10 protein-coding genes are annotated in these 14,786 nt (G+C 43.4%); 4 read left to right on the top strand and 6 right to left on the bottom strand.

Features of this window, described 5'->3' with window-relative positions; all coding sequences use genetic code 11:
* Positions 1–30: 30 nt before the first annotated feature.
* Positions 31–1,416 (bottom strand): peptide MFS transporter, encoded by a 1,386-nt coding sequence (locus OCV30_RS11345; protein WP_012604544.1) that lies wholly within the window; start codon positions 1,414–1,416, stop codon positions 31–33.
* 501 nt (positions 1,417–1,917) lie between these two features.
* Between OCV30_RS11345 and rfaH the strand changes: the two genes are divergently transcribed.
* Entirely contained in the window at positions 1,918–2,424 is a 507-nt protein-coding gene (gene rfaH, locus OCV30_RS11340) for a transcription/translation regulatory transformer protein RfaH (RefSeq protein WP_012604543.1), read from the top strand.
* Between the two features lie 82 nt (positions 2,425–2,506).
* On the opposite strand, the gene asnB is transcribed toward rfaH, so the two are convergent.
* The 4 genes from asnB to nagA all read right to left on the bottom strand — a co-directional run bounded on the left by asnB (position 2,507) and on the right by nagA (position 8,434).
* Positions 2,507–4,177: an asparagine synthase B gene (gene asnB / locus OCV30_RS11335; RefSeq protein ID WP_065679042.1), complete on the bottom strand. Its 1,671-nt coding sequence runs from the start codon at positions 4,175–4,177 to the stop codon at positions 2,507–2,509.
* Positions 4,178–4,411: 234 nt separating this feature from the next.
* Positions 4,412–5,998 (bottom strand): cation:proton antiporter family protein, encoded by a 1,587-nt coding sequence (locus OCV30_RS11330; protein ID WP_065679041.1) that lies wholly within the window; start codon positions 5,996–5,998, stop codon positions 4,412–4,414.
* Between the two features lie 82 nt (positions 5,999–6,080).
* Positions 6,081–7,295, bottom strand: coding sequence for a DNA-binding transcriptional regulator NagC (gene nagC, locus OCV30_RS11325; protein WP_009847335.1), 1,215 nt, complete (start codon positions 7,293–7,295; stop codon positions 6,081–6,083).
* Between the two features lie 2 nt (positions 7,296–7,297).
* A complete protein-coding gene (nagA, locus tag OCV30_RS11320; RefSeq protein ID WP_065679040.1) occupies positions 7,298–8,434 on the bottom strand; it encodes an N-acetylglucosamine-6-phosphate deacetylase in 1,137 nt (378 codons plus the stop codon).
* A 517-nt stretch (positions 8,435–8,951) separates the two neighbouring features.
* Between nagA and nagE the strand changes: the two genes are divergently transcribed.
* The 3 genes from nagE to glnS all read left to right on the top strand — a co-directional run bounded on the left by nagE (position 8,952) and on the right by glnS (position 13,952).
* Entirely contained in the window at positions 8,952–10,469 is a 1,518-nt protein-coding gene (gene nagE, locus OCV30_RS11315) for an N-acetylglucosamine-specific PTS transporter subunit IIBC (RefSeq protein WP_231847894.1), read from the top strand.
* A 174-nt stretch (positions 10,470–10,643) separates the two neighbouring features.
* A complete protein-coding gene (locus OCV30_RS11310) occupies positions 10,644–12,020 on the top strand; it encodes an IS4 family transposase (protein WP_261879028.1) in 1,377 nt (458 codons plus the stop codon).
* A gap of 264 nt (positions 12,021–12,284) precedes the next feature.
* Entirely contained in the window at positions 12,285–13,952 is a 1,668-nt protein-coding gene (glnS, locus tag OCV30_RS11305; RefSeq protein ID WP_065680109.1) for a glutamine--tRNA ligase, read from the top strand.
* 198 nt (positions 13,953–14,150) lie between these two features.
* On the opposite strand, the gene fcrX is transcribed toward glnS, so the two are convergent.
* On the bottom strand, positions 14,151–14,600 hold the full coding sequence (gene fcrX / locus OCV30_RS11300) for a ferric iron uptake transcriptional regulator FcrX (protein WP_004734226.1): 450 nt from the start codon (positions 14,598–14,600) through the stop codon (positions 14,151–14,153).
* Between the last annotated feature and the right edge of the window lie 186 nt (positions 14,601–14,786).

The raw sequence follows: 14,786 nt of genomic DNA, 5'->3' as shown, positions 1-14,786 counted from the left end.
GGATGTTTCTTCTTGAAATAGGTCTAGATATTAAGCAACCGAAGTTTCTGCTTTTGGCTCTGCTTCAAGCATCATGTTGCTTTCTACGCCATGCATCCATGATACAAGCTTGCCAGCACAAAGAAGCAGTAAGACGCCACTTATTGTCGCTGTAATTGCGATACCACCGAAGATAGACATTGCGCCAAGCTCACCAACGTGAGAACCCACAAGGCCAGCTACGTAGTTTGCGACAGCGTTGAAGCCAAACCATGCCCCCATCATTAGCGATGCGAGACGAAGCGGAGCTAACTTAGTGACCAACGACAGGCCAATAGGAGATAGACAAAGTTCGCCAAGGGTGTGGAAGAAGAAAGCACCGACTAGCCACAGCATTGATGTTTTCACTGTTAGGTCGCCACCTTGCTCCATTACAGCGCCCATCATGCACACAAAACCAAGAGCTAGGAAGAACAAAGCCATTGCAAATTTCACTGGAGAATTTGGTTCACGCTTACCAAGCTTAACCCAAAATGCAGCAATGATTGGTGCAAGTGTAATGATGAAGAATGGGTTCAGAGATTGGAACCACGCCGCTGGGACTTCAAAGCCACCAATCATGCGGTCAGTATATTGTTGAGTATAGATATTCATCAGACCGCCAGCTTGTTCAAAGCCCGCCCAGAAAACTATGACGAATAGACCCATAACCAGAATAACTTTTAATCGATCGAACTCTTCTTTGGTTAGTGGCGTTTTTTCTTTTGATTTGTTCAGTGCTTTTGCTCGCGCAGCTGCGGGCACTGAACCAATGTTACCTAACCAAGATTGAGCCATTGTCATTTGCATGATTAAGCTAATAACCATACCAATACCAGCGGCTAAGAAACCTGCTTTCCAGCCGAAAGAGTCGACAGCAGCGCCTGAAATCAAGCCACCTAATAATGCACCTAAGTTGATGCCCATGTAGAAAATGGTGAATGCACCGTCACGGCGGTTATCGCCTTCTTGGTATAGGTCGCCAACCATGGTCGAGATGTTTGGCTTAAACATACCGTTACCACTGATAAGGAGTGCTAAACCTAGATAAAGAGCATTTACTTGGTCTAAGCCAATAGCGCCGTTAGGAAGAGCGAGTGTAAATTGGCCGAGTGCCATTAATACACCACCCACTAGGATCGATTTACGTTGTCCTAAGTAGTTATCGGCAATCCAGCCACCGATCAATGGCGTGATGTAGACTAAGCCAGTGTAAATACCGTAGAGATCAAGTGCGTCTTTCGTTGACCAACCAAGCCCACCGTTGAGGGTCGTGTCAGTCAAAAATAAAACAAGGATGGCACGCATCGCGTAGTAGGAGAAACGTTCCCATAGCTCTGTGCTAAATAATAAAAATAGGCCTCTAGGGTGGCCAAAGATGTTGTGATTGCTTGGCATAAGTTTTACTAATTTTAGGTATTAAAAGATTTTATAGTCATTCATGTATACACAGTAGGGTAAAAGTCTGCAATAGGCGTATTTTGTGGTCACGATAACTTAGTTTTTCTAAGGTTTTGATATTAAATGAATTTACTTTTAATGTGGCCCATTCTGCTTGTGCTGCAAACTAATTTTCCATATTTGACCTGGTTGGTTAGTAACCTTTTTTAAGATCCTATCCAATAAAAATGTTTAGATCTATTGCCCTAGCCTATCGTTATGATCTTATAGGGAATGTTATTCATATTATCTGCGATATACATATGCTTACAGCAATGAGTCTTTTGATCTCTAAATGTTCCTTGTACAATGACTGACCAAATTTTTTACCTATGACTTTTTGGTTGATAAGTCTGTCTGTTGCGCGTAATTTCTCGCTGATCAGGACTCATTTATTAACGGCGACTAAACTGTTTTAGGCTGTGGTTAAATGTCCAAAGAACGAAGATGGCGAGTTAAATGAAACGTTGGTATTTACTTTACTGTAAGCGTGGTGATCAAAAACGCGCTCAACAGCACCTAGAAAACCAGGGGGTTGAGTGCTTTTACCCTCAAATAGAAGTCGAAAAGGTAGTGAGAGGAAAAGAGAAGCTGGTCCAAGAACCGCTGTTCCCATCCTATATCTTTGTCCGTTTTGATTATGAGCAAGGCCCAAGCTTTACTACCGTTCGTTCAACTCGTGGTGTTGTCGACTTTATTAAGTTCGGTGCAAGGCCGTATGAAGTCCAAGGTGATTTGGTTTTTGAGCTAAAAGAGTTCGAGAAGTGTTGCAGTAGCGAAGTTGAAGATTGTTGTGTTGAATTTGAGACAGGGCAAGTTGTCAAAATTAATAGTGGCCAGTTTGCGGGTGTTGAAGCTATTTACCATCAGAAAGATGGCGAAGCTCGATCCATTATGCTCGTAAAAATGATCAGCCAAGTGGTTCCGATCAGTATTGAAAACGAAGCACTACAAGCTCACGTATAAGTGAAATATTAAAAAGTAAAAACTAGGCTTAAAACAAAAAGGCGCATAATGCGCCTTTTTTAGTATTTGATTTTTCAAACGCTTAAACGTTATAGGCGTCGTTGTGAACGGCTTGTACCGCACGGCCTGATGGGTCTACACAGTTTTTGAATGACTCATCCCACTCGATCGCTTTTGCTGATGAACAGGCAACTGAAGGGCCGCCAGGTACACACTCTGCCGCCGATTCTAGAGGGAATAGCTCCTCAAAGATTTCACGGTAAGCATAACCTTCTTTGGTTGTTGGTGTGTTGTAAGGGAAACGGAACTGAGCAGCTTCCATTTGTTGATCCGTTACTTTTTCTTCAGCCGTTGCTTTCAATGTATCAATCCAGTCGTAGCCAACACCATCAGAGAACTGTTCTTTTTGGCGCCATGCGATTGAATCTGGTAAGTAGTCTTCAAAACACTCACGTAGGATGTGTTTCTCCATTTTACCGTTACCGCACATTTTGTCTTCAGGGTTTAAACGCATAGCCACATCGATGAACTCTTTATCCAAGAATGGTACACGACCTTCTACACCCCATGCCGCCAACGATTTGTTCGCACGAGCACAATCAAACATGCTTAAAGCAAGAAGTTTACGCACCGTTTCTTCGTGGAACTCTTTCGCGTTTGGTGCTTTGTGGAAGTACAGGTAGCCACCAAAGATTTCATCAGCACCTTCACCAGAAAGTACCATTTTGATACCCATTGCTTTGATCTTACGAGCAAGCAAGTACATTGGCGTCGATGCACGAATGGTCGTTACATCGTAAGTTTCGATGTGGTAGATAACATCACGGATTGCATCTAAGCCTTCCTGAATGGTGTAAGTCATCTCATGGTGTACAGTACCGATTTTGTCCGCAACTTCACGTGCAGCAATCAGATCAGGCGCATTTTCTAGGCCAACAGCAAATGAGTGTAGTTGTGGCCACCAAGCTTCTGATTGCTCGTCATCTTCGATACGCATTGCTGCAAAACGTTTAGCGACTGCAGAAGTGATTGATGAATCAAGGCCACCAGATAGAAGTACACCGTAAGGAACGTCAGTCATTAGTTGACGCTTAACAGCAGCTTCTAGCGCTTCAGTTAGCTCTTCTTTGCTTGTGCTGTTACCTTGAACGGCTGTGTATTCGTTCCAATCGCGGATGTAGTAGCGTTGAGGTTCTGCATCTTTAGAAGAGTAGAAGCTACCAGGAGGGAACTCACTGATCGTCTTACAAACTGGAACCAGTGCTTTCATCTCTGAAGCAACGTAATAGTTGCCGTGCTCATCGTAGCCTTGGTAAAGTGGGATGATACCGATGTGATCACGACCCACTAGGTACTCGTCTTTCTCTTCGTCATATAAAACGAATGCGAAAATACCGTTAAGTTCTTCTAAAAGGTCCGCGCCCATTTCTTGGTATAACGCTAGGATAACTTCACAGTCTGAATCAGTCTGGAACTGGTACTTATCTTCATAGCGTGCGCGAAGTTCTTTGTGGTTATAAATTTCGCCGTTCACTGCAAGAATGTGCTTTTTATCTTGGCTGTATAGTGGTTGTGCACCACTGTTTAAGCCGACGATAGCCAAACGCTCGTGAGCAAGGATTGCTTTTTCACCGGCATAGATACCAGACCAGTCTGGGCCACGGTGACGAAGCTTTTTAGACATTTCTAAAGCAATAGGGCGAAGTGCTGCGGCATCACTTTTAATGTCGAGAATGCCAAATACTGAACACATAGAACTTCCTTTTAAATAATTTCTAAATCAACTGCATTCAATTTGCCATTCTGGCTAAAAAAAGCAACCGAATGTGAGCAAAAAAATAATATAAAGGGGTTTATATTAGAAAATATCTAATTTAAAGGTGGTTTTGGTGAGTGATGTCTAATTGTGGTTGGTTTTTTGAACAAAAACCTCTCAAAAGTGCAAAAAAAGCGCAATTTTGAGAGGTTAAATGGAATATGTTGAATATTATATTTTATTGATGTTCGGATTCAATTGTTCACAAACATGTCGGGCAAAACCGCTGCCAGCTTCGCTGTAAATGTTAAATGCCGCATCGACGCCATTCTCTTTCAGTGTTTCGAGCTGATCTGGATATTCGGCAATTGCCGCTATTTGACCTTTAAAGTTTCGTGATTTTAATTGTTCTAAGGCGGTTTGATTACCTTGGTGGTGAGGCATAGCCAAGATCACCAGTTTTACGTTTGCTGTGTCTAAGATTCGTTCCCAGAAATCCGGGTCAGTTGCGTCACCAGAAATAACGTTTCTGCCATGGCTTCTGTGGTTATGTGCCGCGTCTTCACGAACTTCTACACCTAAACTCACTTTGCCGTAGCGTGAGCGTAATTCGTCGTAGGCACCAGTACCAATGCGTCCCATACCCAGGATCAGTACTTGGGCTTGCCCAGGGTTAATAAGCTGATCGCGTTGGTTGAGACTTTCTGCTGCATGTTCTTTCAGCCATTTTCCTGATTGCTGGTAGAGCTTATGGCCTATACGGTTAATCGGCGCGGCAATGATAAATGAGAGGGATATAGTCAGTGCTAATGCGATCAGAATATCACTCGACATCCAACCGTTCTTAAAGGCTAATCCGCCAACAATCAGGCCAAATTCACTAAAGTTAAAGAGTGATAGAGACGTTAGCAGCGATGTTCTAACGCGGAATTTGTAGGCATTGAGTACCAAAAAGTAAAGAATACCGTTAATTGGTAGCAGTAATAGAAATAGGATCGAAAGAGAGATCGCAGAGAGGGTAGGAGCTCCCGATAGACCGATACTTAGGAAAAAACATACCAGAAGTAGCTCTTTAATATTAAACAAGGATTTTGACAGTTCTGATGCTTTGCTATGACCTGCTAGCAATATACCGAGTATCAGAGCACCTAAGTCGGGTTTGATACCGACGAAATTGAACAGACCAGCGCCAACGACTAAGCCGAAGAATACGCCGCAGAGAACCAACATTTCTCCATGACCGACTTTATCCAGCAGGCGATAAAAAAGAGGGCGCAAAATTGGTAGTACGAATAGGAAGATAGCGTACCATTCTGGAACTTTGCCCGTTGATATGGTTAGGAAGAGAACTGCAAAGATATCCTGCATAACCAAGATACCGATTGCTAGCGTACCGTAGGTTGAATTCATTTCACCTTTTTCGTGCAGAGTCTTAACTGCAAAAACGGTGGATGAAAAGGATAGGGCGAACGCGAGTAATACTAATTGCTCGATAGGCATGGTTGCTAGGCTAGATATACCGAGAAACTTGAAAAAAAGCAGCGCTGCACTAAAGGATAGTGTTGAAAGAAGGTTGTGAAACGTAGCACCTGCCCAAATTTCTTTGGATAGTAAGACCTTTACATCGAGTTTTAAACCAATGGTAAAGAGCAGCAGCGTTACCCCGAGGTCGGCTAGAACGGTGATAGTATCATTAGTTTCAAAGCCAAACGCTTGAAGTCCAAAACCTGCTAGCAAAAAACCGACCAGAGGTGGAAGGTTGAATTTGAGAGCGATAAAACCTGCTAAAAAAGCAGTCGTGATTAATATTAGTTCCATAGATTTATTTTATTGAATCCCTAGCTGTAAAAACGGGCCGTGTTTATACAAACACGGCCCGTTGGTCAATCTGATTGAGACTTTAGTCTTCGAGAAGCTTCTGCAGTAACACACCGTTGAGCATGGCGCGCTTAATCATGGCAAAGGCTCCCATCGTAGGATGTTTATCGATCTGTGATGCTACAATAGGCAGGCCGCTATGGAAAGTCGTTAACGACTGATTCTCTACATTGCGCTTAATTGCAGGGAAAACAATCTCTTGTGCCTTCGTAATATCACCAGCAATGATAACTTTCTGAGGGTTAAACAGGTTAATCGTCATCGCGATAGCCTTACCTAACTGGTTTCCTACTCGGACTAAGCTTTGCTTCGCGAGTTCATCTCCATTGATTGCGTGGTCACAAACATCTTGAATTGTAATATGTTCAAGTTCTGTTAAAGAAGATTCATAGCCTTGCTTAATGAGCTTTTGTACTCGATCAACAATGGCAGGGTTTGCCGCTACGGTTTCAAGACAACCGAAGTTACCACACTGGCATTGTTCTCCTAGCGGATCAATTTGGATATGACCAATTTCACCCACGTTACGGTTATGGCCTAAGAAAACCTGTCCATTAACGATAATACCAGCACCCGTACCACGGTGCACACTGACCAAAATAGAATCTTGACTGTCTTTACTTGCACCGAAGTAGTGCTCAGCAAGCGCCATTCCTCTAACGTCATTACCAACAAAACAAGCCACATGGAAAGTATCGCGAATAATATCGCTCAATGCGAGGTTATCGATGTCCGTGTTTGGCATGTACTCGACAACACCGGTTGTTGGGTTAACCAATCCTGGAAGGGTGACACCAATGGCAATCAGTTGGTCGATCTTTGGCTGATGCTCAGCAATGAAAGCCTTGAGGTTATTGACCAAGCCTTGTGTAAGGTCTGATTGGTCTGAATAATCTAGGTCTTGTTGTTGGAAAGCCAACTCACGACCGCCAAGGTCATGAAGGCTTATTTGAATATAGTCTCTACCTAAGCGTACAGCGACAGAATGAAAAGGGTCGACTTCTGTGGTTAGGGAGATCGCGCGTCTACCGCCAGTAGACGCTTGTTGCGCAACCTCTTTAATGAGGCCGCGCTCCAAAAGTTGGCGGGTAATTTTTGTAACACTTGCCGGTGCGAGTTGGCTTACATCAGCCACTTGTATACGACTGATAGGCCCTTGCTGGTCTATTAGTCGGTATACCGCCGCACTGTTTAGTTGTTTAACTAAGTCTACGTTACCTATTTGTCCGCCATTCATACTTAATTGTGCTCGTATTGTCCATTAACAACAGTCGCTTTAACGTTAAAGTCTCGGTCAAATACAGCTAGGTTTGCAACCATGCCTTTTTTGATTCGACCTAGCTTGCTTTCTACACCGATAGCCGTAGCTGGGTATAGCGTAGCCATGCGAAGAGCTTCGTCTAAAGCGATACCAGCGTGCTCAACTGTATTCTGAACTGCTTCAATCATAGTCAGAGCTGAGCCGCCCAGTGTGCCGTTTTCATCAACACACTTACCATCTCGGTAATATACTTTCTTACCGACAAAAATAAAGTATTCCATGTCAGCACCTGCAGGAGCTGTGGCATCCGTCACTAATACTAGCTTTTCTCCCTTGATTTTGTGCGCAATTCTGATGTTTGCGTAATCAACGTGGAAGCCGTCAGCGATGATACCAGCATAAACTTCTGGCGTGTCGTAAATCGCGCCAACAACGCCAGGTTCACGACCGACCATAGGGGTCATTGCATTGAATAGGTGAGTAGCGAAAGTGATACCAGATTCGAAACTTTGTCTAGCTTCTGTGTAAGTCGCGTTTGTGTGGCCGATAGAAACGACAACGCCAGCTTTGTGTAGGCGCTCGATATGTTCAGGATCATTAAGTTCTGGTGCCAATGTTACTTTTGCAACTAGGTCGCTGTTCTCGCAAATCAGTTCAATCATTTCGCTGTCTGATTTACGAATGTGATCGACGCTATGAATGCCTTTTTTTGCAACGTTTAGATATGGACCTTCAAGGTGCAGACCTAGTGATTGGTTTTGGTACTGGTTGTGATATTCACGAGCTGCAGTAATAACTGCACGCATATCTTCGTCTGAAGAGGTGATGAGCGTAGGCAAGAAGCTAGTACAGCCTGATTTAAGGTTTGCTTCGTGCATGATCTGCATTGTTTCTGCCGTGATCTCATCGTTAAGCATTACACCGCCACAACCATTCAGCTGTAAGTCAATGAAACCTGGGCTTAGGTTTGCTCCGTTTAGATCGCGAACCTCGATTCCTTCTGGCAATTCAGAGATAGGACAGACTTTTTTGATCAGTTCATTTTCTATTACGACGGCATGATCGGTTAGAACATCACTACCAGTGTAAATTTTACAGTTACTTAGCGCGTACATAGTCAGCTAATCCTTATTTCGTGAGATCTTTTAAATTTGTTCGTTACCTAAATGTGGACTTAGTTTGCGAGCATCATTTACGTAACGATTTATCTTTTATGGGCGAACGGCTTCAAAATGGGAAGCTATTTAAGTTGTTGAAAAACATATGAACAATTGATCTTTATTATACATTCAGGTTCATTGTTAATGATTATTCATAGGGTAATCTAAAATTAGGAATATCATGTTTTTTCCTAATGATTAGATTTGAATTTTATCTATAAACGCTCATTTTTTTGAATGATAAAATAAGTTTTATGATCTCGCTAGCAAAAACCTCTGGATTTGGTAAAAACTGGTGATTAGGATCACAAATGGTAAGGTTTTAATTTGCGGGGCAAAATTAATTGAATACACTGAATAGGACTAAATTGAGCGACTAAAATAAGTTTCTCAAATGAATTCTAAAAAATCCTATAGGGGGAAACAACTGGTGAATATTCTAGGATATGCACAGAAGCTAGGTAAGGCATTAATGCTACCTATCGCAACACTTCCGATTGCGGCGCTTCTACTACGTTTAGGTCAAGGCGATCTACTTGATATTCCATTCATGGCGCAAGCTGGTGGAGCTATCTTCGGTAACCTACCATTGCTATTTGGTCTAGGTATCGCGATTGGTCTTTCTAAAGACGGTAACGGCGCAGCAGGTCTTGCTGGTGCAGTTGCTTACTTCGTACTAACAGCGACAGCAACAACAATTAACGCTGACGTAAACATGTCATTCTTCGGCGGTATCTTCGCAGGTATCATCGCAGGTCACTCTTACAACGCTTTCCATGCAACACGTCTTCCTGAGTGGCTGGCTTTCTTTGCGGGTAAACGTTTAGTACCTATCATGGCTGGTCTATTTGCACTTGTTGCAGGTGCTGTGTCTGGTGTGGTTTGGCCTGGTGTTCAATCTGGTCTAGACGCACTGGCTCACGCAGTATCAACGTCTGGCGCTATCGGTCAATTCGTTTACGGTACTCTTAACCGTGCACTTATCCCTGTAGGTCTACACCACGTATTGAACTCATACTTCTGGTTCGGTATGGGTACATGTCAAGAAATCATCGTTGCTGGTCAAGGCGCATTCGCTAACATCACTCAACTTTGTGTTGACCCATCACTAGCTAAAACTCTAGTTGTTGGCCAAGAGCACACATTCACATTCGCTAACTCTGTAACTCCAGAAATCACTACTGTAGTTAAAGAAGTGACTGAAACTGTTAAATCTGGTGACCTACACCGTTTCTTCGGTGGCGATAAAGGCGCTGGCGTATTCATGAACGGTTTCTTCCCAGTAATGATGTTCGGTCTACCAGGTGCTGCACTTGCAATGTACCTAGCTGCTCCTGCTGAAAAACGCAGCCAAGTTGGTGGCGCACTGTTCTCAGTTGCATTCTGTTCATTCCTAACAGGTATCACAGAGCCGCTAGAATTCATGTTCGTATTCCTAGCTCCTGCTCTATACGCAATGCACGCTGTGTTTACAGGTCTGTCTCTAGTAGTTGCAAACATGTTTGGTACTCTGCACGGTTTCGGTTTCTCTGCTGGTCTTATCGACTTCGTATTGAACTGGGGTCTAGCAACTAAACCATTCGTACTACTACTAATCGGTCTTGGTTTCGGTGCTCTATACTTCTTCACTTTCTCTTTCGCAATCCGCGCTTTCAACTTGAAATCGCCAGGTCGTGAAGATGATGACGAAGCTGTAGCAGCTCCTGCTGGCGACGCACCAAAAGGTGAAGTTGCACGTCAATACCTAAAAGCTCTAGGTGGTCACGACAACCTAACTTCAATCGACGCTTGTATCACTCGTCTACGTCTAACTCTAAAAGACCGCTCTATCGCAGATGAAGCTGTTCTTAAGAAACTTGGCGCTAAAGGTGTGGTTAAACTAGGTGAGAACAACCTACAGGTTATCCTAGGCCCACTAGCTGAAATCGTAGCTGGCGAAATGAAAGCTATCGGTGCAGGTGAAGACCTATCTGATGTAAAACTTCCATAGTGACGGAAGTACTTAATTAAGAAGTAAAGTTACTCTTAAGTAAGTTTCAAATTGAAAGCCTCCCAAACGGGCTGTCTCTTATACACAAATCCCTAAGCCACGCTTGGGGATTTTTTTTGAACTATTTTTAGGTTTCATGATCTGATCATCTAAGCAATGACAAGGATGATTATCATGACCTATATAGAGCCAACCCTTTGGGCACAAAAACAGTTCGGTCAAGCCCACCTTAATGACCCTAGACGCACTCAAAGACTCGTTGCTCTCGCAGCCTCACTGGCCGAGCAACCTGGCGTACCCGTCTCGAAACTCATTATCTCCCCTGCTGAAATGGAAGGGGCTTATCGCTTCATCCGTAATGAGCAAATCAAAGCAGAAGATATCGCAGAAGCGGGTTTTTATGTCACTGCACAAGAAGCATTAGAGCAACAGACACTTCTTGCCTTAGAAGACACCACTTCTCTCAGTTACTCCCATCGCAGCATTCGAGATGAACTCGGGCACTCCAATCAAGGTAATCGACATCGCGCCATGTTCGTACACTCAACCTTACTTTTTGCTCCCGACACTCAATCTGTTATTGGTTTAATTGAACAACAGCGCTGGACTCGTGATATAGAAAAGCGAGGTCAAAGGCACCAGCATGCGACTCGACCATACAAAGAGAAAGAAAGTTATAAGTGGGAACAAGCCTCTCGCCATGTCGCTGAGCGACTTGGCGATAAAATTTCGGATGTCATTTCTGTGTGCGATAGAGAAGCCGACCTATTTGAATACCTCACTTACAAGCGAGAGCAACAACAAAGGTTCCTCGTTCGCTCAATGCAAAGCCGCTGTATTGAAGAGCATGATAATCGTCTTTATAGCTATGCCTCTACCCTGTTATCAGCCGGAGAGAAAGTGCTCGAAATACCGCAAAAAGGCGGTCGTAAAGCTCGCAAGGCTCATTTAGATATCAAATATGCCCCCGTGACACTCAAGTCTCCTGCTAACAAGAAAGAGTTCGATAACATTCCGCTTTACTACGTGGGATGTATAGAACAAGGAGAGAGTGGTAATAAGCTCGCATGGCACTTACTGACTTCAGAGCCGATAACGAGCAAGGAAGAGGCACTCAAAATCGTCAGTTATTATGAGCGGCGCTGGCTAATAGAAGATTTTCATAAAGTCTGGAAAAGTGAAGGGACTGAAGTTGAGCAACTGAGAATGCAAAGTAAGGATAACTTAGAAAGGCTCAGCGTCGTTTTGGCTTTTATCGCGACTCGGTTACTCCAATTGAGGTTTATGAATGAATCAGACGAGTTATCTAAGACCAGTTGTGAGCAGGTATTAAAAGGCAAAGCGTGGAAGTTAATGTGGCTCAAGTTGGAGAGCAAAAAACTACCGAAAGAAGCGCCTAATATATCATGGGCTTACAACGGTATTGCTCGGTTAGGTGGTTGGAAGAATACCAAGCGAACAGGTCGCGCTTCTATAAAGACGTTATGGCAAGGATGGCTTAGGTTACAAACCATCCTTGAAGGGTATGAACTCGCTAAGTCTCTTGATTAACCAGACTTGTGATCAAGAGACAGCCCAAACGGGAGGCTTTTTTGTGCCTACTGTTTAAGGTCAATGAACCCGGTTCGTTCTATTCTTCATCGAATAGCAGAAATAATCGCAATTAACGGACGGTTCTTATTGTGCAAAGGCGAAGAATTGTGGATGATTAGCAACAATGATCTTTCTATCTTTGACTGGCGCTGTAAGCGACCATTTTCATTGGTATAAAAGATAACTTTCTCTGACAATACTAAATACATAGAGGTGCTATAGATGAGTGAAGCTGAGGCTCGTCCATCGAATTTCATTCGCCAAATTATCGATAAAGATTTAGCGGATGGTACACACAGTAGCGTGCATACTCGTTTCCCGCCGGAGCCAAATGGCTACCTGCACATTGGTCACGCTAAATCTATTTGCTTGAACTTTGGTATTGCTCAGGACTACCAGGGACAATGTAATCTTCGTTTCGATGATACAAACCCTGAAAAAGAAGACGTTGAATACGTTGAGTCAATTAAGAATGATGTAAGCTGGTTAGGCTTTGAATGGTCTGGTGATATTTGTTACTCATCAAACTACTTCGATACGCTTTACGCTTATGCTGTGGAATTAATTAATAAAGGCTTAGCGTATGTTGACGAGCTAAGTCCTGATCAAATCCGTGAGTACCGTGGCACGCTAAAAGAGCCAGGTAAAGCGAGCCCATACCGTGATCGCAGCCCTGAAGAGAACTTAGCGTTGTTCGAAAAAATGCGTGACGGTGGCTTTGAAGAAGGTAAAGCGTGTCTACGTGCTAAGATCGACATGAGCTCTTCATTCATGGTTATGCGCGATCCTGTTATCTACCGTGTTCGTTTTGCTCACCACCATCAAACTGCTGATAAGTGGTGCATTTACCCAATGTACGACTTTACTCACTGTATCTCTGATGCGCTAGAGGGCATTACGCACTCTATCTGTACGCTTGAATTCCAAGATAACCGTCGTTTGTATGACTGGGTTCTAGACAACATCACGATTGATTGCCAACCTCGTCAGTACGAGTTTAGTCGTCTGAATCTTGAATACACGGTAATGTCGAAACGTAAGCTGAACCAACTTGTGGTTGAAAACCTAGTTGAAGGCTGGGACGATCCACGTATGCCAACTATCTCTGGTCTACGTCGTCGCGGTTTCACTTCAAGCTCTATCCGTGAATTCTGTAAGCGTATTGGTGTGACTAAGCAAGAGAACATGATTGAGTTCGGTTCACTAGAATCTTGCATTCGTGATGATCTGAACGAAAATGCACCTCGTGCAATGGCTGTTCTGGATCCAGTTAAGATCGTTATCGAAAACTACGAAGCGGATGCAGTAGAAACGTTAACCGTTGCAAACCACCCGAACAAGCCAGAAATGGGTACTCGTGAAGTACCATTTACACGTGAAGTTTGGATTGAGCGTGATGACTTCCGTGAAGAAGCAAACAAAAAGTACAAGCGTTTGGTTCTAGGTAAAGAAGTTCGTCTACGTGGCGCTTACGTGATCAAAGCTGAACGTATCGAAAAAGATGCAGAAGGCAACATTACGACTATCTTCTGTTCTTACGACAATGAAACATTGGGTAAGAACCCTGCAGATGGCCGTAAAGTGAAAGGCGTTATTCACTGGGTATCTGCTGATAAAGCGTTGCCTGCTGAGATTCGTTTGTACGATCGTCTATTCACAGTGCCAAACCCTGCCGCTGCTGATGATTTCGCTGCAACGTTAAACCCTGAATCACTTGTTACGCTAAACGGTTTTGTTGAACCTAGCCTAGCAGAAGGTGTGGCAGAGCAAGCGTACCAGTTTGAACGTACAGGTTATTTCTGTGTAGATTCGAAAGACTCTAAAGCAGGCGCGCTAGTATTCAACCGCACGGTTGGTCTACGTGACACTTGGGGTAAAACTGAGGCTTAATGGCTTTGTTTTTCTCTACTCTATTTTTCCAAGCTCTGTTTCTCGGAGTTTAGTTTCTCAAGAGACGCTTAATAAAAAACCGGCTTAGAGCCGGTTTTTTTGTGCCTGGGAAATAATCAAATTGTGGGCCAAGCTACTGTGATTCTTAATACAGTATCAGCCCAAATAAAAAACGCCGGCCTAAGCCAGCGTTCTGTGTTACTTCTTCGCTTTATGTGCGTCTGGGTTGCCTTTGCAATCCCCAGTGATGCTTTTACCATACAGATACAAACTGTGGTTAGTTAGCTGTACATTGTAGCGTTGAGCGATTTCTTTTTGTCTTTCTTCGATAAGATCATCAGAGAACTCGATAACTTCACCGCAGTCTAAACATACTAAGTGATCATGGTGATGCTGTGTTGAAAGTTCGAATACAGACTTACCACCTTCAAAGTGGTGACGAGTTACAATGCCGGCATCATCGAATTGGTTCAGTACGCGATAAACGGTCGCAAGACCAATCTCTTCACCTAAGTCGATCAGCTTTTTATATAAATCTTCAGCACTAATATGTTGGCAGTCTGGTTGTTGTAATACTTCTAAAATTTTGAGCCGTGGGAGGGTCACTTTAAGACCAGCATCTTTTAGCGCTTGATTATTGTCTGACATATACTTTCCTGTTGATGATCTGCAGCAATTAACAGAATTCAATATTAATACCATTATAGTTTAGTCAGGCATAACAATAAACCACGAACTTCAAAGGGTTACTCACTGACATCACAATCTGTTTTGTAAATTGGAAGTATCTCACTTATAGTGGAGGTACGACCAGTCAGGTGGCGGTATTTTTTG

The organism is Vibrio atlanticus, assembly GCF_024347315.1.
GTDB classification, from domain to species: domain Bacteria; phylum Pseudomonadota; class Gammaproteobacteria; order Enterobacterales; family Vibrionaceae; genus Vibrio; species Vibrio atlanticus.
Note: the sequence above shows the minus strand (reverse complement) of the source record. Positions and strands in the feature narration are given on the sequence as shown.

Coding starts and splice junctions, on each gene's coding strand:
- OCV30_RS11345 (WP_012604544.1), bottom strand. CDS start 1,416: ATGCCAAGCAATCACAACATCTTTGGCCACCCTAGAGGCCTATTTTTA.
- rfaH (WP_012604543.1), top strand. CDS start 1,918: ATGAAACGTTGGTATTTACTTTACTGTAAGCGTGGTGATCAAAAACGC.
- asnB (WP_065679042.1), bottom strand. CDS start 4,177: ATGTGTTCAGTATTTGGCATTCTCGACATTAAAAGTGATGCCGCAGCA.
- OCV30_RS11330 (WP_065679041.1), bottom strand. CDS start 5,998: ATGGAACTAATATTAATCACGACTGCTTTTTTAGCAGGTTTTATCGCT.
- nagC (WP_009847335.1), bottom strand. CDS start 7,295: ATGAATGGCGGACAAATAGGTAACGTAGACTTAGTTAAACAACTAAAC.
- nagA (WP_065679040.1), bottom strand. CDS start 8,434: ATGTACGCGCTAAGTAACTGTAAAATTTACACTGGTAGTGATGTTCTA.
- nagE (WP_231847894.1), top strand. CDS start 8,952: ATGCTACCTATCGCAACACTTCCGATTGCGGCGCTTCTACTACGTTTA.
- OCV30_RS11310 (WP_261879028.1), top strand. CDS start 10,644: ATGACCTATATAGAGCCAACCCTTTGGGCACAAAAACAGTTCGGTCAA.
- glnS (WP_065680109.1), top strand. CDS start 12,285: ATGAGTGAAGCTGAGGCTCGTCCATCGAATTTCATTCGCCAAATTATC.
- fcrX (WP_004734226.1), bottom strand. CDS start 14,600: ATGTCAGACAATAATCAAGCGCTAAAAGATGCTGGTCTTAAAGTGACC.